The sequence below is a fragment of the Streptomyces sp. NPDC000941 genome (assembly GCF_053599555.1).
The window spans coordinates 1-20,775 of record NZ_JBSFMM010000025.1 but is presented as its reverse complement, the minus strand read 5'-3'; the positions used below and the strand labels follow the sequence as shown (position 1 = coordinate 20,775).

Sequence of the window (20,775 nt, the reverse complement as noted above, 5' to 3'; positions counted from 1 at the left end):
TCGTCCGAATGCCGCCACCTTATCGGCTATTTGCCCATAAGGAGTCCGTCTAAATGACCATCGATCTTGGCGGTAGAGGTAGCAGGTAGCGGTTACACAGCGCGCACCGTCCGCCGCCATCTCCCGCACGATGCTCGTGCCGTCTTGCGTAGGGCCGAACCGCCCGTCTTTGCGCCGGGCTCTCGATTCACCCTCCAGGCCGAGGCAGCGTGCCTTAGCGTGTTGCGGCATGACGGTGCTGATCATCGGTGGCAGCGGGTTCTTGGGGACGGAGCTGCTGCGCGAGGCGCGCGCCAAGGGCTGGGACACGGCTGCGACGTTCCACTCCCGCCCTGGCGACCCCGCAGCCGCCGCCTGGCACCAGCTGGACATCCGCGATCCCGTACGCGTGGAGGCGGTGCTGACCGTGGTGGCGCCGCACGCGGTGATCAACGTGACCAGCGGCGGGGCGGACTGGAAGGTCACCGCGGACGGTTCCATCCACATCGCCATGGCCATCGCGAAGCTCGGGATCCGTCTGGTGCACGTCTCCAGCGACGCCGTCTTCTCCGGCAGCCGGGTCCACTACGACGAGACCTGCGCCCCAGACCCGATCACGCCGTACGGGGCCGCGAAGGCCGCCGCCGAGACAGCCGTGCGGCTCCTGTGTCCGGACGCGGCCGTCGCCCGCACCTCGCTGATCATCGGGAACGGCCAGTCCGAACACGAACGCCTGGCGCACGCGCTGATCGCCGGAACGGGGGAAGGTGTTCTCTTCACCGACGACGTGCGCTGCCCCGTGCACGTCGAGGACCTGGCCGCCGCCTTGTGGGAACTCACGCGATCGGACGGGGTCGGCCTCTTCCACCTTGCCGGCCCCGACGCTCTCAGCCGTTACGACCTCGGTGCGCGCATCGCCCGGCGCGACGGCCTGGACGCATCCCGTCTGCCGTCTGGGCGCCGAGCGGACACGCGCCTGGCCCGGGCCACTCGACGTGCGCCTCGACAGCCGCGCTACTGAGCTTCGCCTGACCACCAGGCTCCGTGGTGCCCGGGAGTTCCTTGGCGAGGCGTAGGAGAAGTGCGGGCTCCCCTGGCGGGCACCGTGATGCTGGCCTTGGCCCCTGCGTGGCACGACCGGCCCGGTGCCGCACGGCCGGAGGGAGGCGTCACACTAACATCAATGTTGCTAACGTTGATGTTAGTATCATGGATGGAGGTCGGTAGGCATGGCGGACTTTGTAGGCCGTCGGCAGGAACTGGCGACGTTGGAGCGAGAGCTGCGGAAGGTCGCGGCAGGGGTTGGCGGGGAGCGGCCCGGTCGGTGCGTGATGTTGCGCGGGCGGCGCCGAGTGGGCAAGTCGCGACTGGTCGAGCGGTTTGCGGAGCACTCCGGAGCCCCGTTCCTGTTCTACGCGGCCACTGGTGCGTCCCCCAGGGATGATCTGGCGCGGCTGGCTCGGGACGCCCAGGCATCGACGCTGCCGTTGGCGGGGCTGGTGGCCGCCGCGCGGCCGGAGAGTTGGGATGCCGCGTTCGACGTGCTGGCTGCGGCGCTGCCCGCTGACCGGGCGAGCGTGCTGGTCATCGATGAAGTGCCGTACCTGATGGATACCGGTGGCGCCTTTGAGGGGATGCTGCAGCGGGCCTGGGACCGGGTGCTGGAAACCAAGCCGGTGCTGCTGGTCCTCATCGGCTCCGATCTGTCGATGATGGAGGCGCTGAACAGCTACGGGCGACCCTTCCATCAGCGCGGCCGGGAGATGGTGCTGGGACCACTCAACCCCGCCGAGGTGGGACAGATGCTTGGGCTGGATCCGGCGGAAGCTTTCGACGCTGCGCTGGTCACCGGCGGGCTACCGTTGATCTGCGCGGAGTGGCCGCGTGGCGCGGGGCTGTGGGATTTCCTCGGCGAGGCGCTGAGTGATCCGGTCTCCGCCCTGCTGGTGTCGGCCGAGCGCTCGCTGGCTGCCGAATTTCCGCCGCAGGCCCAGGCGCGTACGGTGCTGGCGGCCATCGGCAGCGGCGAGCGGACCTTCACCAACATCGCCCGTGCGGCCGGCGGAATCGGGGCCACGCCACTGCAGCGAGCGCTGGAGCTGCTGACGGACAAGCGGATCGTCGCCGCGGAGCTGCCCGTATCGCTGCGTCCGTCGAAGGATCGCCGCTACCGGGTGACAGATCCCCACCTGCGGTTTTGGCTGCATCTGCTCGGCCCGTCCATGGAGGAGATCGAGCGGGGGCGGGGCGATCTGACCCTGGCGCGCATCCGGGAGAACTGGACCAGCTGGCGCGGCCGGGCCGTCGAGCCCCTTGTCCGTGAGGCCCTGGCACGGATACTGCCCGATGACCGGCTGCCCGCGGCCCCCGCAGTGGGCGGCTACTGGACCCGCACCAAGGACGTCGAGATCGATATCGTCGGGGCGGATCGCGCCCCAATTGCCAAGGAGCTGCTCTTCGTCGGCTCCATCAAGTGGCTGGAGCAGTCGCCCTTCGACCGGCACGACCTGGCAGCTCTTCATCGACACCGGGCCGCTCTCACCGACGAACCCGTTCCGGTGATGGCGGTCTCGCGAAGCGGCGTGGACTCTCTGGGCCTCGATGCCGCATACGGCCCCGGCGATTTGCTCACCGCCTGGCCGTTGTGAGTGGCGGGTTGCGAGGCGCGGGGATGGTCCCACGCGAGGCTGCCAGTCGGTCGTACGCTCAGTTGCTGGGAACGGTCCGTCGTCGCAGCCGTTTCGCCGGGGACATCGCCGCTGTTGCGTGAGCTGCGCGACGGTGGCGATCGCCGACAGCCGGATACGTGCTGGATCGGGCGCCACCGGGGGACGTTTCCGCAGGTCACTGCGGAGTTGTCAATGTTCCGCTTCAACGTCTAGATCTGGCAAACGTGCAGGTCAAAAGGGGTCGGGCTGGGAAGTGCCCGACCCCTTTGGCGATCTCGCGGCGGATCGTTGCTGGATTTTCCGAGTTGGTGTCGGATGTGCTCTCAGCTGCCGTAGACGGTGGAGCGGTGCCCGACGTGGACCACCCACACCACCAGCTCGCCGTTGTCGATCGTGTAGATCACGCGGTAGTCACCCACTCGGAGACGGCGTCTGTCGGGCTGGGACACGAGGGCCGTGGTGTTGAAGCCGAACGGGTCGCTCTCCAGCTCGGTCAGCTTGGCCAGGATGCGAAGGGCGATGTCCCGGGGGACCTTCCGCAGCTCGGCCTGGGCCTCGGGTCGGAAGACGGTGCGGTACTCACTCACTGCGCGCCAGCGTCTCCCTCATGACGTCCTCGATGGGGACGCCGGCTGCCGAATTTGCCATGCGCTCATCGATGATGCGGTTGATCTCGCGCTCTTCCCACTCCTGGTACCGGCGCAGCACCTCGATGGAAACGACGGCGGCGACCTGCTTGCCCCGGCGGGTGATCACCGTGGGCACGTCATCTCGGTCGGCCCGCTCCACAACCTCGGCCAGGTGTGCGCGGACGTCGCGGATGGACTCTATGGGCAGTGGCTGCGTCATGCGCCTAAGCGTACCAAGCGTCACAGGTGTACACATGGTCCACCATGTGGCGGCGGGGGAGCAGGGTGGTCACGGCGCAGCCGTGTGGTCGCTGGATCCGACCTCCAGGCAGCAGTTGACAAAGTCCTGGACGACCGGGTTGTCGTCATCGGGCGGGGTCCAGGCGACGGCGACCCGGCTCGGGCTGACTCCGGTGACGGGGCGGTAGACGATGCCGGGGCGGGCGTAGAAGCGGGCGGCGGATTCGGGGGCGAGGGCGATGCCGTAGCCGTTGGCGATGGCGTTGAGCCAGTCGTCGGGCTGGTCGGTGACGGCGCCGACGCGGACCGGGTGGTCTTCGCGTTCGTCGGCGGCCAGCCAGTAGTCGCGCCAGGGGCCCGATTCGGCCGGGGCCGCGACGAAGGGCTCGTCCCAGAGGGCGCGGAAGGGGATCACGTCGCGGGCGGCCAGCGGGTGCGCCGTGGCGAGGGCGACGCAGCGGGGTTCGGTGAACAGGGGCGTCACACGCAGGGTGTGCTGGCCGGGGAAGGGGAGGCGTACGAGGGCGACGTCGGCCTCTCCGTCGGCCAGGCCCGCCGAGGGGTTGGCCCAGGAGGCCTGGCGCATCTGGGCGCGCCAGCCCGGTCGGCGGCGGGAGAACTCGGCGACGATGGGCTGGGTCGCCTCGTTGGCCCCGCTGGCCACGAAGCCGATGCGCAGCACACGGGCGGCCCGGCTCGCGGCGGCCTTCGTCTCGCGCAGGATCCGGTCCCAGCCGGCCAGCAGGGCGGGTGCCCGCTCGGCCAGGGCGCGGCCCGGTTCGGTGAGGGTCATACCGGAGCGGGAGCGGGTGAACAGCGCCGTGCCGAGCTGGGTCTCCAACTGCTTGATCTGCTTGGTCAGCGCGGGCTGGGAGACGAACAGCCGCTGGGCCGCGTGGGTGAGGTTCCCTTCCTCCGCGACGGCGACGAAGTAGCGCAGCAACCGCGTGTCGATGTCCATGCCGTCAGGTTATGGAGGCAGGTATTGGACGGCGCTCCGAGCCCTGACGAGGCTGGTTGGCGGGGACAGATTGGCGGGGACAGAGAGGAAGGGGCGCGAGTGTTCAGCGTGTACGTGGCCGTCACCGTCGTCGCGATCGTGGCGAATGCCGGGGTCGCGGTGGTGGATCTGGCGAAGGCGGAGTTCGTGCTCGCGAACTCGGCGGAAGTGGGTGTTCCGCGGGGCTGGATCCCCTGGCTCGCCGGGCTCAAGGCCGCTGGGGCCGCCGGGCTGCTGCTGGGGCTTGCGGGCGTCCGGTTCATCGGGGTCGCTGCCGCGGTGGGGCTGGTGCTGTTCTTCGTCGGTGCCGTCGGGGCGCATATGCGCAAGCGCGTCTTCCACAACATCGCGTTTCCCGTGGGGTATCTGGGGCTGGCTGTCGCGGCTCTCGTCCTTGCTCTGGTGCGGTAGCCGCGCTGTGGTGCGGTAGCAGGCCGTACGGCCGGCGGGGAGAATGTCACTGATGCGCGTTTCTCTGGTCCAGCTCTCGGTCTCGGACGCCGAATCCGCCGACGACCGCCGGGCACGTGCCGCCGCATTGGTCCGCGGCCGGGCGGGCGACGACATCGTGGTGCTGCCCGAGCTCTGGACGACCGGCGCCTGGGCCTACGACGACTGGCAGACCGGCGCCGAGCCCATCAGCACCGACGGGCCGACCCTGCGCGCCATGTCGGCCGCGGCCAGATCCGCGGCCGTGTGGTTGCACGCGGGCACGGTGGTCGAGCGCGACGGCGACGGCGCGCTCTACAACACCGCGCTCGACCTGCGGTTTCCCGAGCTGTTCCGGGCCCTGGTCGATGCCGGGACGGAGATCCTGGCCGTGCCCGCCGCCTGGCCGGCCCGGCGCCGCGAACAGTGGCGGATCCTGGTGCGCGCCCGTGCGGTCGAGGAGCAGGCCGTCGTCCTGGCGTGCTGCGCCGCGGGGACCCACGGCGGGATGGAGCAGGCGGGCGGCAGTCTGGTGGTCGATCCATGGGGCACGGTGCTCGCCGAGGCCGGGACCGGCGAGGAGATCCTGACCGCTGAGGTCGAGATGGAAGCGGTCGCGGCGATCCGTACGGAGCTTCCGGTCCTGCGGGACCGCGTCCTCGCCATCCCGGCACCCGGCGCGGGGCGCTCAGGGCGGCCGTAGCCCTGGGCGATCGCATTACGGCCGCCTCGGCTTGGCGTCCTTGTCACGGCTTCTTCGGCTTGGCGTCCGCGTACAGCCAGACGTCGAAGAGGTCCTTGAGGTCGTTGCCCGACTTCTTCTCGCACAGCGCGATGAACTGCGCGGTGTCGACGTTGCCGTGGCGGTGGTCCCGGGTCCAGGCGCGCAGGATGGCGAAGAAGGTCCTGTCGCCGACGGCCTCGCGCACCTTGTGCAGCACCATCGCGCCGCGCCCGTAGACGGGCGGGTCCGAGACCCGGCCGGCGCTGGGCGGGGCGGCGGGCGGGAAGTCCCAGATGCCCTCGCTCTCGTCGTCCGTGCCGTCGTAGAAGTCGTCGAAGGTCTCCTGGGCGGTGCGGCCGTCGTGATCCTCCTCCCACAGCCACTCGGCGTAGGTGGCGAACCCTTCGTTGAGCCACATGTCCTTCCAGGTCCGGGGCGTCACGGAGTTGCCGAACCACTGGTGGGCGAGTTCGTGCACGATCAGCGGTTCGCTGGGCGGGGACGGGTAGAGCGGTTTGGTCTGGGTCTCCAGGGCGTAGCCGAGGTCGGGCAGGTCGGCGACGATCGCGCCGGTGGAGGAGAAGGGGTACGGGCCGAAGGTCCGGGTCTCCCAGTCGATGACATCGGTGACCTGGTCGGGGACGTCGGCGGCCCGGTCGGCCAGTTCGGGTTCTACGGCGACGTACTGGGGGAGCGTGCCATCGGTGGTCGTGGTGTGGATGTCGAAGTCGTCGATGGCGACGGTGGCCAGATAGCTCGCCATGGGCTCGCCGGTGTGCCAGCGGAAGGTGGTGTGGTCGCCATGATCGCTGCGCCGCGCCAACTCGCCGTTGGATACGGCGGTGTAGCCCTGGGGGACGGTGATGGTGATGTCGTACGCGGCCTTGTCGGAGGGGTGGTGGTTCCCCGGGAACCAGGCCATGGAGCCGGTGGGTTCGCCGACCGCCACGGCCCCGTCGGCCGACTTGATCCAGCCCTCCTCCGAGCCGTCCGGGTCCGTGATGGTCTTCGGCTTGCCGTCGTAGACGACCGTGGCCTTGAACGTACGGCCCTTGGGGAGGGCGGCGGCGGGGGTGAGCGTCAGCTCCGTGCCGCTGCGCGCGGTCTTCGCGGGTCGGCCGTCGACCGTGGCCTCGCGCACCCGCAGTCCGGCGAGGTCCAGGTGGAAGGAGGTCAGGGCGCGGGTGGTGCGGGCGGTGAGTTCGGCGGTGCCCTTGAGGCGGTGGGAGTCGGGGACGTAGTCGAGGGTGAGGCGGTAACGGGATATGTCGTAGCCGCCGTTGCCGAGCTTGGGGAAGAGCGGATCGCCGACCCCGGCGGTGCCGGGCCGTGCCCCGGAGACCCCGGGGGCGTTGCCGGCGGCATCCTTGGCCCCCGCGCCGCCGGTGCACGCGGCGCACAGCAGCAGGGCGAGGGCGGCGGGCAGTGGCCGCGGGGTGGGGCGAGTGCGCACGGCGGGCTCCTGTGGGGGGACCGGCGGATGAACGGCGGTGTACGGCGATGCTCGCCAGTGTGGCGGCGATGTACGGCGATGCAACGCTGCCTTACGGCGATGGTCAGGCGTTGATCGCCATTGATACCGACCTTATGCGTCGTTGTCGAAGTAAACGTCTCTGAGCTGCAGTTCACCACTTCCGGTGAAGCTCTGGCCCTCAGTTGCGGATGACAACCCTCGGTTGCGAAGCTGTTGCCGATTGTCAACCGCTGGGAGCGCTCGTGGCCTTTGGTGATCAGCCCGCATATCTCCGAGTCGCCGACGACCTCCGGAAGAAGATCACCACCGGCGAGCTGCCACCGCAGACCCGCCTCCCCTCCCAGGCCCGGATCCGTGAGGAGTACGGGGTCTCCGACACCGTCGCCCTCGAGGCGCGCAAGGTGCTGATGGCCGAGGGGCTGGTCGAGGGCCGTTCCGGCTCCGGCACCTACGTCCGCGCGCGGCCCGTCCCGCGCCGTCTGGTCCGTACGGGCTTCCGCGACGGCGACCGGTCCAATCCGTTCCGCCAGGAGCAGGCCGACGACCGGATCATCGGCACCTGGGAGTCCAGCAGCGAGCGGGAGGAGGCCGGGCGCGAGACCGCGCTCCGGCTGGGTATCGCGCCAGGGGAGCGGGTCATGCGCACCCGGTATGTGTTCCGGGCCGCCGGGGACGCGGTGATGATCTCCACCTCCTGGGAGCCGCTTGCCCTCACCGGCCGCTCGCCCGTGATGCTGCCCGAGGAGGGGCCGCTGGCCGGGCGTGGTGTGGTCGAGCGGATGGCCGCGATCGACGTCGTGGTGGACAACGTGACGGAGGAGGTCTCCGCGCGGCCCGGCCGGGCGGAGGAGGCGCTGACGCTGGGCGGGGTGCCGGGCCACTCCGTACTCGTCATCTCGCGTACGTACTTCGCGGGCGGTCGCCCCGTCGAGACCGCCGATGTGGTGGTGCTGGCCGAGCGGTACCGCGTCGCGTACCACCTTCCGGTGCGTTGACGGGCCGGTCCGAGCATTCCTCAACTTCACTATTCACAAAAGGATTTGAGCTGAATTTGAGCTCAGTGGAATTTGAGGTAGATTTGAGCTCAGTGCCTGCTACATGAAAAGCGGCACATCGTGCTCAACTCGCGTCACTCAGCCATCCGGGTTCATTCGCGGCAGCTGGGCACGAACTTTACGGAAGAGTCGCCGCTTCCCCGGTGATTTACAGGCGATTATGGGCGGGATTAATAAGTCCCGTGCCCGGCTGGTAAAGATTCGACGAAGGGCCCGACCGGCCCGCCTTGACTTATGCTTCTCATTGATTTTACCAGCGATTGACCTGCGCAGATGCACCCCAGAGTGCATCTGTTGGAGCCGGACCTCAAACTCAGCTCAAACCCGCGAGGCACCCCTTCAATTCGTATGTACGATGACGGCCGTTTGCATCAGGTACAGCTATGGGGGACGAAGGGAGTGTCAGGGACGTTGAGCAATGAACAAGGTTCCCACTCGCATTACAAAAGGTCGCTCGGAACGGTGTCGCTCACCGCGGTCGGCCTCGGTTCCATCATTGGCTCCGGCTGGCTCTTCGGTGCCGAGCGAGCCGCGTCACTGGCCGGCCCCGCCGCCATTCTCGCCTGGGTGATCGGCGCCGTGGTTGCCCTGACCATCGCCCTGACCTATTCCGAACTCGGCTCGATGTTCCCCAAGGCCGGCGGCATGGTCCGGTACGGGCAGTACTCGCACGGCTCGCTCGCCGGCTATCTGGCCGCCTGGGCCAACTGGATCGCCATCGTCTCGGTGATCCCGGGTGAGGCCACCGCCTCCATCCAGTACATGAGCTCCTGGGACTTCCACTGGGCGAAGCAGCTGTACGACGGGAAGGAGCTGACCGGCACCGGCGTCATCCTCGCCTCCGTCCTGCTGGTCTTCTACTTCTTCCTCAACTGGTTCGCGATCACCCTGTTCGCGAAGACCAACACCGCGATCACCGTCTTCAAGCTGGTCGTCCCGGCGCTGACCGCGGGCGCCCTGCTGCTGGCCCACTTCGACAGCGGCAACATCAGCGGCAACGGCGGCTTCACCCCCAACGGCTGGAGCTCGGTGTTCACCGCCGTCGCGGTCTCCGGCATCGTCTGGGCGTACAACGGCTTCCAGTCCCCGCTCAACATGGCGGGCGAGGCGCGCAACCCCGGCAAGTCCCTGCCCAAGGCCGTCATCAGCTCCATTCTCATCTCGCTGGTGATCTACGTCGCCCTCCAGGTCGCCTTCCTGGGCGCGGTCCCGGCCGCCGACCTGGCGCACGGCGGCTGGAAGGAGCTGTCCTTCAACTCCCCGCTCGCCGACCTGGCCACCGCCTGGGGCCTGAACTGGCTGGCGCTGCTGCTGTACGCGGACGCCTTCATCTCCCCGTCCGGCACCGGCATGATCTACGCGGCCACCACCTCCCGCATGATCCACGGTGTCCAGGAGAACGGCCATCTGCCCAAGATCTTCGGCAAGGTCGACCCCAAGACCGGTATCCCGCGCCCGGCGCTGCTGCTCAACCTGGCGATCGCCTTCGCGTTCCTCGCGGTCTTCCGCGGCTGGGGCTCGCTCGCCGAGATCGTCTCCGTCGCGACCGTCATCTCGTACATCACCGGCCCGGTCGCCGTGATGTCGCTGCGCCGGCTCTCCCCGGACCTGCCGCGCCCGGTGAAGCTGCGCGCGATGCCGATCATCGCGCCGATCGCGATGGTCTTCGGCTCGCTCGTCCTGTACTGGGCCCGCTGGCCGCTGACCGGTAAGGTCATCCTGATCATGGCGATCGGTCTGCCGATCTGGGCCTGGTACGAGCTGCGCAAGCCATGGGCCGAGCTGAAGCCGCACCTCATGGGGGGCGCCTGGATGGTGTCGTACCTGCTGGTCATGGCGACGGTCTCGTTCCTCGGCAGTAAGAAGTACGGCGGCCGTGGCGATCTGGCCGACGGCTGGGACTTCCTGATCGTGGCCGTGATCGCTCTGCTCTTCTACGCCTGGGGCGTGGGCAGCGCATGGCGCAACCCGTCCCTGGTGCAGGCCGAGCGGGAACTGGCCACCGAGGCCGAGGCCGCGGAGGCCGCGAATGAGGCCGCGGGCGAGGCGGACGACGACCGGCGCGAGAAGGCGACCGCGGGCGTCTGACATGGTGCGGGCCGGACGAGGGTGCCGCCTTGGCGGGGCGACACCTCGACCGGCCACTCCGCCGATGACCGGCCGCTGGCCGGATGAGTACCTCGTTGTAAGAAGGCGTATCCGGTGCGTGAAGGTTGGGCGTAGGCTCGGGCATATGCGGATCGGGAATTCCTTACCGGAGTCAGAGAGGCGTGCGCGGGGGCGCGCCAGATTGGAGGGGGCGGACCGATGAGTGACAGCAATGCCGTCCTGCCATGGCTCGTCATCCGCCAGGACGACAACGGCAATCGCTATCGCGTCGGCCGTTACGCCACCAAGACCGAGGCCCAGGAAGTGGCCGACCGGCTCGACTCGCAGAGCAAGGAGCAGCTCTACGTCGTCGAGCGGACCGCGGCCTCCCGACAGGCCCGCTGACCGCCCCCCGGCCCTCGTTCCCGCCGCCTTTCACCGTCATCGCCCGCGCCGCATCCCGGGGGACTCCTCCCGTAGGGTGCGGCGCATGACGGTGCGCGTGGTGGTGGGCGGAGCGGTGTTCGACCGGGGGCGGCTGCTGGCCGCGCGGCGCAGCGCCCCACCCGAGCTCGCGGGCCGCTGGGAGCTGCCCGGCGGCAAGGCGGAGCCGGGCGAGACGCCGCAGCAGACCCTCGTGCGCGAGCTGCGCGAGGAGCTGGGCGTCGAGGTGCGGCCGCTGGAGCGGCTGCCCGGCGAGTGGATCCTCAAGCCGGGGTACGTCCTGCAGGTGTGGACCGCGGAGCTGTGCTCCGGTGAGCCGCGCCCGCTGGAGGACCACGACGAGCTGCGCTGGCTGCCGCCCGACCGCGTGGACGAGGTCGACTGGCTGGACGAGGACCGTCCGGCGGTGGCCGAGGCGGTACGGCGGCTGCTGAGCGCGTAGGGCCTGCCCTGGCGGCCCGCCTCCGGTCCCCGCTCACGTACCCATCAAGACGGTCGACGGTACCCCGCCCGGATATCGGGTATGTACTGATTAACCTCCCTGAATCCATATATTCCGGCGGGGCTTGGACGTGTCGGGGGAAGTGATCGGCGTGACGGACGGCACAGGAGCGGCCGGTTCCGGGCCCGGCCGGCCCGGCTCCGTCGAGTGGGTCCTCCCCGCCGAGCCCGGTGCCGTCCGGGTGGTCCGTTCCCAGGTGCGTGAGGCGCTGGAGCGCTGGGGGCTTGCGCCGCTGGGCGATATGACGGTGTTGCTGGTGAGCGAGTTGGTCACCAACGCGCTGCGGCATGCCAGCGGTCCGATCGGCGTCCGTATGTACGCCCGTCGCGAACGCGCCGCGGGGGGCCCGGTCCTGCTGGTCGAGGTCTCCGACCCGCTCACCGATCCGCCGCGCGAGCGCGTGGCCACCGCGGAGGACGAGAGCGGCCGCGGCCTGCAGTTGGTGGCCCGCTCCGCGCTGCGCTGGGGCGCCCGGGCCGGCGCCACCGGGAAAACGGTGTGGTTCGAGCTGGCTCTGCCCGGTTAAGAGTGTGAGTGAGCGCTGATCTTGAGCGCTTGTCAAAAAGCCAGGACGGAACCTGAATGCAGGCTGAGATAGTGCTGTGATCGTGAAGACCGTACTCCGGATGGCCGAGGTGCTGGATACTCGCTATCTGAGAGCCGGTCGGAGCACCTGAGCCGGAGGGGACGGGCGCATGAGCGAGAAGCCAGCGGGGGCGGAGATGCCCGAGGAGGCGGTTGGTTCGCAGATGTCGCCAAAGTCCCGTACGTCCTCATCATCACGTTCGCCCATTGTGCCCGCCTTGCCTTCCTCATCGCCGTCTTCGTCTCCTGTGTCCAGCTCATCGTCTTTGCCCGTGCCGTACCGATCGTCGGAATCCTCACTGTCCTCCGCCCCGTCGGTCTGGCAGAGCAGCCCGCCCGGCTCGATTTACGACTACATCCGGGTCGCCTCCTTCTCGCTGGGGCCCGATGGCCGGATCGCCCAGTGGAGCCGGCGCGCCACCGAGCTCCTTGGTCTGAGCCATGAAGAGGCCATCGGCAAGGACCCGGTGGAGGCGTTCGTACCGCCCGAGCTGCGTGAGGCAAGCCGCCGGACGGTCGCCGACATCCTCGACGGCAGGGAGTGGACCGGGCTCGTCCCGTATCACAACCCGCAGGCGCCGCAGGCGCATGGCATCGCCGAGGTCTATGTGATGCCGGCCGAGACCGAGCACGGTGAGCGGTCCGCGCTGTGTATCGCCGTGGATGTGACGGCTCTACGGGGGTTGGAGACCGACCTCGCCGCGTCGCAGGCCGTTTTCGGTCAATCTCCGCTCGGTTTCTTTCTCTTCGGCACCGATCTGCGCATGCTTCGCGTCAATGAGCGGTTTGCCACGGTTTTCGGCCGCCCCGCCGAGACGTATCGCGGCGCCTCCTCGTACGACCTGCTGCCGCGCGGCGAGGCCGACCGGCTCGCCGCCGCCCTGCGCCAAGTTCTCGACAGCGGGCAGTCGCTGACCGATATGCCCATCGTGGGCACCGTGCCCGGCAACCCCGAGCGGCGCCGCTGGTCCATCTCGCTGTACCGGCTGCACAGCGGCTCGGGCCGGCCCATCGGCGTCGCCGGTCTTGCCACCGATGTCACCGGCCGCCGCCGCGCCGAACAGGAAGCCGCGGGCGTACGCCGCAACCTGGCGCTGCTCAACGAGGCGGGGGCCCGAATAGGCACCTCCCTCGATCTGGAGACCACCGCGCGCGAGCTGCTGGACGTCGCCGTACCGCAGTTCTGCGACCTGGCCTCCGTGGACCTCTACCAGGGGCTGCTCGTCGGCGACGAGACCCCGCCCGGACTGGCCGACGGCAGCGCCGAGCTGCGCCGGGTGGCCTTCGCCAGCGCCGTATCGGCCGGGCCGGTCGGCTTCGGCGACAGCTATCTGTCCAGTGGCGGAGCCGGTGGTGACGGAGCCGGCGGCGCCACCAAGCCCGTCCAGGTCGGCGAGGTGCACCGCTACCCCTTCAACTCGCCCAGCGCCGTGGCCCTGCGCACCGCCCGCGCCCGCGTCGTCCCCGGCCGGGACGGCGGCGAGAGCCTGGAGATGGGCACCATGCTCCAGTCCACCCTGGTGGTGCCGATGGTCGCGCGCGACACGGTCGTCGGCCTCGCCCAGTTCTCCCGCACCAAGGGCAGCGAGCCCTTCGGCGAGCGGGACACCGCCCTGGCCGTGGAGCTGGCCGCCCGCGCGGCCGTCTCCATCGACAATGCCCGCCTCTACCGCAGAGAGCACGAGCGCGCGCTGATACTCCAGCGCAGCCTGCTACCGCCCGGCGACCCGGAGGCCGCCGGGCTCGATATCGCCTGCCGCTATCTGCCGGGCAACGCGGCGACCGAGGTGGGCGGCGACTGGTTCGACGTCATCGAGCTGCCCGGCCACCGCACGGCCCTGGTGGTCGGCGATGTGATGGGCCGCGGTCTGCGCGCCGCCGTCGCCATGGGCGAGCTGCGCACCGCCGTACGGACCCTGGCGCTGCTCGACCTGGAGCCCGCCGAGGTACTCTCCGCGCTCGACGAGATCGCCAGCGGGCTCGGCGCGCCCGGCGGCTCGAACTCCGGAGGCCGGGCGAGCTCGCGCGCCCGCCGCGGCAAGGCCGCCGACGGCTCCTCCGACCTGGCCGAGGTGTACCTGGCCACCTGCGTCTACGCCGTCTACGACCCGGTCACCCGCCGCTGTACGTTCGCCAACGCCGGTCACCCGCCCCCCGTCCTCGTCGAGCCGGGCGAATCCGCCCTGCTGATGGAGGTCCCGCCCGGGATGCCGCTGGGCGTCGGCGGCGAACCGTTCGAGGAGATCGAGGTCGAACTCCCCGACGGGGCGCTGCTGGCCCTCTACACCGACGGCCTGGTCGAGTCCCGCGACCACACCCTCGACGAGGGCCTACAAGCCCTGCGCGCGTCCCTCAACACCCCGGACAGCGTGGTGTCCCTGGAGGACGTCTGCGACCACGTGCTGTCCACCCTGGACACCCACCACGGCGAGGACGACATCGCCCTGCTGATGGCCAGGATGCAGGGCCTGTCGGCGGAGTCGGTCGGGGACTGGCAGCTGCCCAGCGAGCCCAAGTCGGTCGGCCGCGCCCGTGAACTGGCCCGGCAGCAGCTGGAGTCCTGGGGCATGGACGAACTGGTGGACACCACCGAGCTGCTGGTGAGCGAGCTGGTCACCAACGCACTGCGGTACGGCGAGGGCGAGATCCGGCTGCGGCTGCTGCTGGACCGCACGCTGGTCTGCGAGGTCTGGGACAGCGGCCTGGTCCAGCCCCGGCGCCGGCGCGCCCGCGACACCGACGAGGGCGGGCGCGGGCTGCAGCTGGTCGGTCTGCTCAGCGCGGGCTGGGGCAGCCGGCGCACGCCGCACGGCAAGACGGTCTGGTTCGAGCTGGCGCTGCCGGGCGGGCAGTCGTCCGGCCCGGACTCGGTGGAGGCGCTGCTGAGCATGTGGTGAAGCCCGGACCGGAAACCCGGCCCGGGCCATCTGTAAACGGTCAGGACTCGCGGCGGCGGATCTTGTTGCCCAGCCAGACCAGCGGGTCGTACTTACGGTCCACCGCCCGCTCCTTGAGCGGGATCAGCGCATTGTCCGTGATCTTGATCCCCTCCGGGCAGACCTCGGTGCAGCACTTGGTGATGTTGCAGTAGCCCAGACCGTGCTCCTCCTGGGCCGTGCGCTTGCGGTCGAGCCCGGTCTCGGCCGCCCCGTCCAGCGGATGCATATCCAGCTCGGCGACCCGCATCAGGAACCGGGGCCCGGCGAAGACCTGTTTGTTCTCCTCGAAGTCGCGCACCACATGGCAGGTGTCCTGGCACAGGAAGCACTCGATGCACTTGCGGAACTCCTGGGACCGCCCCACGTCCTCCTGCCACATCCGGTACTCGCCAGGACCCAGGTCCTCCGGCGGTACGAAGGACGGCACCTCGCGCGCCTTCTCGTAGTTGAACGACACATCGGTCACCAGGTCCCGTACGACCGGGAAGGCGCGCAGCGGGGTGATGGTGAGCGTCTCGTCGCGGCCGAAAACCGACATCCGGGTCATGCACATCAGCCGGGGCCGCCCGTTGATCTCGGCGCTGCAGGAGCCGCACTTGCCCGCCTTGCAGTTCCAGCGGACCGCCAGGTCCGGGGCCTGGGTCGCCTGGATCCGGTGGACGATGTCCAGAACGACCTCCCCCTCATTGACCTCGACGTGGAAGTCCTTCAGACCGCCGCCTTCCACATCGCCCCGCCACACCTTGAAGTGGGCCTCGTACGCGCTCACTGGGTCAGCTCCTCGTCCGTCAGGTACTTCGCCAGCTCGTCCTTCTCGAACAGGCCGAGCAGATCGGGCCGGATGGGCGGGGTCAGGCGCCGCTCCAGCCGGATCTGGCCCTGGCGCGCGTCCGGCGCCGCCGGCCCGTCCGAGGGGTCGGCGAGCCGGCACACCAGGTTGACCGGCCGCCATTCGCGGTCCATCTCCGGATAGTCGTCGCGGGTGTGCCCGCCGCGGCTCTCGGTCCGCTCCAGCGCGGCGCGCGCCACGCACTCGCTGACCAGCAGCATGTTGCGCAGATCGATGGCCAGGTGCCAGCCGGGGTTGAACTGCCGGTGCCCCTCCACCCCGGCGCGCCGCGCCCGCACCCGCAGGGCGGCCAGGCGGTGCAGCGCCTCCTCCATCTCGCCGGCCTTCCTGATGATGCCGACCAGGTCGTTCATGGTCTGCTGGAGCTCCTGGTGGAGCGTGTACGGATTCTCGGCCGGAACCGTGGACCGAGGTGCTCGCGACGGGTCGCCGCCCTCCGCGCTGAACGGGCGCAGCGCCTCGGCCGCCGCCAGATCGATCTGCGCGTCGTCCGGGGCCGGCCGCGCTCCCGAGGAGGCTGTCTCGTCCGCGTACCGGGCCGCGTGCAGCCCCGCGCGCCGGCCGAAGACCAGCAGGTCGGAGAGGGAGTTGCCGCCCAGCCGGTTGGAGCCGTGCATCCCGCCCGCGACCTCGCCGGCGGCGAACAGCCCTGGCACTCCGGTCGCGGCCGTGGTGTCAGGGTCGACGTCCACGCCGCCCATCACGTAGTGGCAGGTCGGGCCGACCTCCATGGGCTCGGCGGTGATGTCGACGTCCGCAAGCTCCTTGAACTGGTGGTGCATGGAGGGCAGCCGCCGCTTGATGACCTCGGCGGGCATCCGGGTGGAGACATCGAGGAAGACCCCGCCGTGCGGGGAGCCGCGGCCCGCCTTGACCTCGGAGTTGATGGCGCGGGCGACCTCGTCGCGGGGGAGCAGTTCGGGCGGGCGGCGGTTGTGGTCCGGGTCCTCGTACCAGCGGTCGCCCTCGTCCTCGGTCTGGGCGTACTTCTCCTTGAACACATCCGGGATGTAGTCGAACATGAAGCGCTTGCCCTCGCTGTTGCGCAGCACCCCGCCGTCGCCGCGCACCGACTCGGTCACCAGGATGCCCTTGACCGAGGGCGGCCAGACCATACCGGTCGGGTGGAACTGCACGAACTCCATGTTCACCAGCGGCGCCCCGGCCAGCAGCGCCAGCGCGTGGCCGTCGCCGGTGTACTCCCAGGAGTTGGACGTCACCTTGAAGGATTTGCCGATGCCGCCGGTGGCCAGCACCACCGCGGGGGCCTCGATGGTGAAGAAGCGGCCGGACTCGCGCTCGTAGCCGAAGACCCCGGCGACCCGCTCGCCCGCCTCGTCCTTGAGGATGCGGGTGACCGTGCACTCCTGGAAGACCTTCAGCCGCGCCTCGTAGTCGCCGAACTCGGCCTTGTCCTCCTGCTGCAGGGAGACGATCTTCTGCTGGAGGGTGCGGATCAGCTCCAGGCCGGTGCGGTCGCCGACATGGGCGAGGCGCGGATACTCATGGCCGCCGAAGTTCCGCTGGGAGATCTTTCCGTCGGCGGTGCGGTCGAAGAGCGCGCCCCAGGTCTCCAGCTCCCAGACCCGGTCCGGGGCTTCCTGTGCGTGCAGCTCCGCCATCCGCCAGTGGTTGAGGAACTTTCCGCCGCGCATGGTGTCTCTGAAGTGCACCTGCCAGTTGTCGCCCTCGTTGACATTGCCCATGCTGGCGGCGATGCCGCCCTCGGCCATCACGGTGTGGGCCTTGCCGAAGAGCGATTTGCAGATGACGGCGCAGCGCTTGCCCGCTTCGCGCGCTTCGATCGCGGCCCGCAGCCCGGCGCCGCCGGCGCCGATCACGACCACGTCCCACGACTGCCGTTCGACTTGGGTCATCTTGTTGGGCACCTCTCCTAGAAAAAGCGCGGGTCGTCGAAGGCGCCGCTGGCCACCAGATAGACGTAGAAGTCGGCCACGGCGACGCTCACCAGCGACGCCCAGGCCAGCTGCATATGGCGGGCGTTGAGCTTGCTGACCCAGCCCCACAGTCGGTAGCGCACCGGATGCCGGGAGAAGTGCTTGAGCCGGCCGCCGACGATATGCCGGCAGGAGTGGCAGGAGAGGGTGTACGCCCAGATCAGCGCGATGTTGGCGAGCAGCACCAGGGTGCCGAGGCCCATATGGCCCCACCGGCCGTGCTCGTCGCGGAAGCCGAGCACCGTGTCGTAGCTGAGAATCCCGGCGACGATCACCGCGAAGTAGAAGAAGTAGCGGTGGATGTTCTGCAGGATCAGCGGGAAGCGGGTCTCGCCGGAGTACTTGGCGCGCGGCTCGGGGACCGCGCAGGCCGGCGGCGAGGCCCAGAAGCCCCGGTAATACGCCTTGCGGTAGTAGTAGCAGGTCAGCCGGAAGCCCAGCGGGAAGATCAGGATCAGCAGGGCGGGGGACAGGCCCCACCACGCGCCGAAGATCTCCCAGTTCGCGCCGCCCTTCATGGGCACGCAGTTCTGCGCGACGCAGGGCGAGTAGAACGGCGAGACATACGGCTCGGCGTAGTAGTCGTCTCCGGAGAAGGCCCGCCAGGTCGAGTAGACGACGAAGGCGAAAAGACCGGCGGCGGTCGCCGCGGGCGAGAGCCACCAGCGGTCGGTGCGCAGATGGCGGGCCGGGACGGCGGCGCGCGAGGGCGCGTGTACGCCGTGCGTGGCGGGGTCTTTTCCGGAGGCCGTACGGGCCTGGGGGTCGGTGCCTGTGGCCAAAAGGGACTCCGTGGTGGAGTGTGCGGGTGGGTGATGGGGCGGCACTCACGCGGCGTGAGGGCGGGACACGCTCGGGCCCCTCGGGTAGGCGCCCGTATGCGTCAGCTGCCGGGTCGCCTCGTGGCGCGTCGCCCGCTGGGGCGGGGCGCCGGGTGCCGGGTCGCCCCGTGGGGCGGATCGTCCCGTGGGGCGGATCGTCCCGTGGGGCGGATCGTCCCGTGGGGCGGATCGCCTGGTGGGGCGGGTCCGCCTCGTGGGGCGGGGCGCCGGTCACGCCGCGTGCGCGCCTCAGGGCGCGTGGCGGTCGCGCGCGCCGAGCCCCTCGTCGTCGACGTCCAACCAGAGCGCGCTGTTGTACGGCGCGTCGGGGACCAGCACCATCTCCGGGCTCGACCGCTCGCCGGGGGTGGTCGCGCGCAGCAGGGCCAGGCTTTCGCGCAGATGGTCCGCGTCGGTACGGACGCGACGTATGTCCAGGCCTCCGGGGCCGACCGACTGTTCCAGCCGGTGGACGGAGCGGACCAGATCGTCGAGACAGCGCTGGACGGCCGTCAAGTCGTCGTTCAAGGACATGACTTGCCCTCACTTCCGCGGTTGCGGTTGGCGACGCTCATGCGACAGCGAGTGTTACGCGTCATGGTCGCGGTTGGGAAGGGATCTGTCGGGATTGGCGCGGCCACCGGAGCGAAGGCACCTTCGCGCGCGGGGTACGCGCCCACCGGATTGACCCGCTCGGGTGATCCTTTCCCCTCCATGGCCGTCTCGGCGTGCTGTTTCCTGAACCGTCGCTTTGAGTGAGGAGTATATGCGATGAGCGTCACAATATGCCAAATATGCACAATTCCGGCTCGCCCGGCCCGTCCGGCCGAGCAGGCCCACCCCGGAGGTACCGCGCCATGTCCATCGCCAAGCGCCGCCGTGTCGTGCTGCTCGCCGCGGGAGTGCTGCTGCCGCTGCCCTGGGCGAGCGGATGCAGCTCCGGCGGCGACGACAGCTCGCCCGCCGCCGCCCGCCGGGACGTGGCCACGGCCGCCCGCGACCGGGTGGCCGATACGGGGACGCTGCGCTGGGCCCTGGACGCCGCGCCCGGGACGTTCAACGCCTTCCAGACCAACGCCGACAGCGGCACCCAGCGGATCGCCGGAGCCGTCCTGCCGTCCCTGTTCACCCTGGACGGCCGGGGCCGCCCGCAGCGCAACTCCGACTATCTCCAGGCCGCCGACGTGGTGGACCGCGAGCCCAAGCAGGTCGTGCGCTACAAGCTCAACCCGAAGGCCGTGTGGACCGACGGGCGCACGATCGGCGCGGAGGACTTCACCGCCCAGTGGAAGGCGCTGCGCGGCGCGGACGGCGCGTACTGGACGGCCCGTAACGCCGGGTACGACCGCATCGCCAAGGTCGAGCCCGGCGACGGGGAGCACGAGGTCGAGGTCACCTTCGCCAAGCCGTACGCGGACTGGCGCTCGCTGTTCACCCCGCTCTACCCGAAGACCGTGATGAGCGACGCGACGGCCTTCAACGACGGACGGCGCCGGGGGCTCGCGGTCAGCGCGGGACCGTATCTGATGCGCAGCATCACGGGCGGCACGAAGAGCGTCACGCTGGTGCGCAACCCCCGCTGGTGGGGTGACCGGGCCCGGCTCGACAAGCTGGTCTTCAAGGCCGTACCGGTCAAGGACAGGCCCGCCGCGCTGCTGGCCGGGAAGCTCGATCTGGCCGAGGTCGACCGGGCCATGGCCGAGCGGATCGAGGACGCGGCCGAGGTGCCCAAGAAGAAGGGCAAGGCGGCGGAGAAGGCGCAGAAGGCGGAGAACGGGAAGAGGGGGACGGACGAACAGGCCGCGGCCGAGCCGTCGGCTCAGCACGGGGCCGAGGCCGGGACGGACCTGGCGGCGGGCGGCCGGGACGCGGCCGACGCGATGCGCGCCTGGGCGGAGGAGAACTCCTCCAAGGAGGCGCGGGCCGAGAAGGCGGCCCTGCGCAGGCTTGTCGTGCGCAAGGCCCTGGAGCCCGCGTACACCCAGCTCGCCCTGAACGGCACCAAGGGCCCGCTCGCCGACGAGCGGGTGCGCCGGGCGGTGGCCCGCGCGATCGACCGCAAGGACCTCGCGAAGCTGGTGCTGGGCCCCCTGGGGCTGCCCGCCAAGCCGCTCGGCAACCATCTGCTGATGGCCGGCCAGCAGGGCTACAAGGACCACAGCGGCGCCCTCGGCGGCAAGGACACCCACGCCGCCCAGGCCCTGCTCGCCGACGCCGGCTGGCGCGCCGCCCCCGCCTCGGCCCGGCAGAAGGCGCTCGGCGCCAAGACGGACGATCAGGGCCACGACACCGCCCGGGACGGCGGGAAGCGCGACAGCGGGCAGCGGGACGGCGGGAAGCGCGACGGCGGCCGGGGCGCGGGCCCCGGCGCGGGCGACGCGGGCCGCTC

Annotated in this window: 18 protein-coding genes and 1 pseudogene; 11 read left to right on the top strand and 8 right to left on the bottom strand. The window is 70.2% G+C overall.

The features are described 5' to 3' along the window. The first annotated feature begins 229 nt into the window (after nt 1-229). A pseudogene (locus ACWDSL_RS11195) lies at nt 230-1,055 on the top strand (SDR family oxidoreductase). A 153-nt stretch (nt 1,056-1,208) separates the two neighbouring features. After that, the gene (locus ACWDSL_RS11190; protein WP_450483993.1) at nt 1,209-2,627 is read left to right on the top strand and encodes an ATP-binding protein; all 1,419 of its coding nucleotides are present in this window, start codon (nt 1,209-1,211) and stop codon (nt 2,625-2,627) included. Between the two features lie 344 nt (nt 2,628-2,971). On the opposite strand, the gene ACWDSL_RS11185 is transcribed toward ACWDSL_RS11190, so the two are convergent. The 3 genes from ACWDSL_RS11185 to ACWDSL_RS11175 form a co-directional block, all read right to left on the bottom strand. After that, nucleotides 2,972-3,235, bottom strand: a complete 264-nt coding sequence (locus tag ACWDSL_RS11185; protein WP_450483991.1) for a type II toxin-antitoxin system RelE family toxin — start codon at nt 3,233-3,235, stop codon at nt 2,972-2,974. Continuing rightward, on the bottom strand, nt 3,228-3,497 hold the full coding sequence (locus ACWDSL_RS11180) for a type II toxin-antitoxin system Phd/YefM family antitoxin (RefSeq protein WP_450483989.1): 270 nt from the start codon (nt 3,495-3,497) through the stop codon (nt 3,228-3,230). Before ACWDSL_RS11180 ends, ACWDSL_RS11185 begins: the two co-directional genes overlap by 8 nt. 69 nt (nt 3,498-3,566) lie before the next feature. Next, a complete protein-coding gene (locus ACWDSL_RS11175) occupies nt 3,567-4,478 on the bottom strand; it encodes a LysR family transcriptional regulator (protein ID WP_450483987.1) in 912 nt (303 codons plus the stop codon). 99 nt (nt 4,479-4,577) lie between these two features. On the opposite strand from ACWDSL_RS11175, the gene ACWDSL_RS11170 reads away from it, so the two are divergent. Together ACWDSL_RS11170 and ACWDSL_RS11165 are read left to right on the top strand one after the other, a co-directional pair. Then, a complete protein-coding gene (locus ACWDSL_RS11170) occupies nt 4,578-4,928 on the top strand; it encodes a DoxX family protein (protein WP_450483985.1) in 351 nt (116 codons plus the stop codon). A 52-nt stretch (nt 4,929-4,980) separates the two neighbouring features. After that, nucleotides 4,981-5,649 (top strand): nitrilase-related carbon-nitrogen hydrolase, encoded by a 669-nt coding sequence (locus ACWDSL_RS11165; protein WP_450483983.1) that lies wholly within the window; start codon nt 4,981-4,983, stop codon nt 5,647-5,649. Between the two features lie 43 nt (nt 5,650-5,692). On the opposite strand, the gene ACWDSL_RS11160 is transcribed toward ACWDSL_RS11165, so the two are convergent. Then, nucleotides 5,693-7,123, bottom strand: a complete 1,431-nt coding sequence (locus ACWDSL_RS11160; RefSeq protein ID WP_450483981.1) for a M1 family metallopeptidase — start codon at nt 7,121-7,123, stop codon at nt 5,693-5,695. A 263-nt stretch (nt 7,124-7,386) separates the two neighbouring features. Between ACWDSL_RS11160 and ACWDSL_RS11155 the strand changes: the two genes are divergently transcribed. From ACWDSL_RS11155 to ACWDSL_RS11130, 6 genes are all read left to right on the top strand, one after another. Beyond that, complete coding sequence (locus tag ACWDSL_RS11155; protein WP_450483979.1) at nt 7,387-8,139, top strand: GntR family transcriptional regulator; 753 nt, start codon at nt 7,387-7,389, stop codon at nt 8,137-8,139. Nucleotides 8,140-8,610: 471 nt separating this feature from the next. Then, on the top strand, nt 8,611-10,287 hold the full coding sequence (locus ACWDSL_RS11150; RefSeq protein ID WP_450483977.1) for an APC family permease: 1,677 nt from the start codon (nt 8,611-8,613) through the stop codon (nt 10,285-10,287). Nucleotides 10,288-10,506: 219 nt separating this feature from the next. Then, nucleotides 10,507-10,692 carry an SPOR domain-containing protein gene (locus ACWDSL_RS11145; RefSeq protein WP_014176736.1) on the top strand — a complete coding sequence of 62 codons (186 nt, stop codon included), beginning with the start codon at nt 10,507-10,509 and terminating at the stop codon, nt 10,690-10,692. A gap of 85 nt (nt 10,693-10,777) precedes the next feature. Continuing rightward, on the top strand, nt 10,778-11,173 hold the full coding sequence (locus tag ACWDSL_RS11140; protein WP_450483975.1) for a (deoxy)nucleoside triphosphate pyrophosphohydrolase: 396 nt from the start codon (nt 10,778-10,780) through the stop codon (nt 11,171-11,173). 142 nt (nt 11,174-11,315) lie between these two features. After that, complete coding sequence (locus tag ACWDSL_RS11135) at nt 11,316-11,759, top strand: ATP-binding protein (protein WP_450484055.1); 444 nt, start codon at nt 11,316-11,318, stop codon at nt 11,757-11,759. Between the two features lie 169 nt (nt 11,760-11,928). Continuing rightward, complete coding sequence (locus tag ACWDSL_RS11130) at nt 11,929-14,715, top strand: SpoIIE family protein phosphatase (protein ID WP_450483973.1); 2,787 nt, start codon at nt 11,929-11,931, stop codon at nt 14,713-14,715. A 40-nt stretch (nt 14,716-14,755) separates the two neighbouring features. On the opposite strand, the gene ACWDSL_RS11125 is transcribed toward ACWDSL_RS11130, so the two are convergent. From ACWDSL_RS11125 to ACWDSL_RS11110, 4 genes are all read right to left on the bottom strand, one after another. Beyond that, nucleotides 14,756-15,526, bottom strand: a complete 771-nt coding sequence (locus tag ACWDSL_RS11125) for a succinate dehydrogenase/fumarate reductase iron-sulfur subunit (RefSeq protein ID WP_450483971.1) — start codon at nt 15,524-15,526, stop codon at nt 14,756-14,758. Beyond that, nucleotides 15,523-17,484, bottom strand: coding sequence for a fumarate reductase/succinate dehydrogenase flavoprotein subunit (locus ACWDSL_RS11120; protein WP_450483969.1), 1,962 nt, complete (start codon nt 17,482-17,484; stop codon nt 15,523-15,525). The genes ACWDSL_RS11125 and ACWDSL_RS11120 overlap by 4 nt, the downstream gene beginning before the upstream one ends. Nucleotides 17,485-17,501: 17 nt before the next feature. After that, on the bottom strand, nt 17,502-18,347 hold the full coding sequence (locus ACWDSL_RS11115; protein ID WP_089505032.1) for a hypothetical protein: 846 nt from the start codon (nt 18,345-18,347) through the stop codon (nt 17,502-17,504). Between the two features lie 288 nt (nt 18,348-18,635). Then, nucleotides 18,636-18,920 carry a hypothetical protein gene (locus ACWDSL_RS11110; protein WP_450483967.1) on the bottom strand — a complete coding sequence of 95 codons (285 nt, stop codon included), beginning with the start codon at nt 18,918-18,920 and terminating at the stop codon, nt 18,636-18,638. Nucleotides 18,921-19,243: 323 nt separating this feature from the next. Between ACWDSL_RS11110 and ACWDSL_RS11105 the strand changes: the two genes are divergently transcribed. Then, nucleotides 19,244-20,775, top strand: a 1,532-nt coding sequence (locus ACWDSL_RS11105; RefSeq protein WP_450483965.1) for an ABC transporter substrate-binding protein, incomplete at its 3' end; no start/stop codon positions are given.

What these genes read in the sequence shown, in the direction of transcription:
- ACWDSL_RS11190 (WP_450483993.1), top strand. Translation starts at nt 1,209, where the DNA reads ATGGCGGACTTTGTAGGCCGTCGGCAGGAACTGGCGACGTTGGAGCGA.
- ACWDSL_RS11180 (WP_450483989.1), bottom strand. Translation starts at nt 3,497, where the DNA reads ATGACGCAGCCACTGCCCATAGAGTCCATCCGCGACGTCCGCGCACAC.
- ACWDSL_RS11175 (WP_450483987.1), bottom strand. Translation starts at nt 4,478, where the DNA reads ATGGACATCGACACGCGGTTGCTGCGCTACTTCGTCGCCGTCGCGGAG.
- ACWDSL_RS11165 (WP_450483983.1), top strand. Translation starts at nt 4,981, where the DNA reads ATGCGCGTTTCTCTGGTCCAGCTCTCGGTCTCGGACGCCGAATCCGCC.
- ACWDSL_RS11145 (WP_014176736.1), top strand. Translation starts at nt 10,507, where the DNA reads ATGAGTGACAGCAATGCCGTCCTGCCATGGCTCGTCATCCGCCAGGAC.
- ACWDSL_RS11140 (WP_450483975.1), top strand. Translation starts at nt 10,778, where the DNA reads ATGACGGTGCGCGTGGTGGTGGGCGGAGCGGTGTTCGACCGGGGGCGG.
- ACWDSL_RS11130 (WP_450483973.1), top strand. Translation starts at nt 11,929, where the DNA reads ATGAGCGAGAAGCCAGCGGGGGCGGAGATGCCCGAGGAGGCGGTTGGT.
- ACWDSL_RS11120 (WP_450483969.1), bottom strand. Translation starts at nt 17,484, where the DNA reads ATGACCCAAGTCGAACGGCAGTCGTGGGACGTGGTCGTGATCGGCGCC.
- ACWDSL_RS11110 (WP_450483967.1), bottom strand. Translation starts at nt 18,920, where the DNA reads ATGTCCTTGAACGACGACTTGACGGCCGTCCAGCGCTGTCTCGACGAT.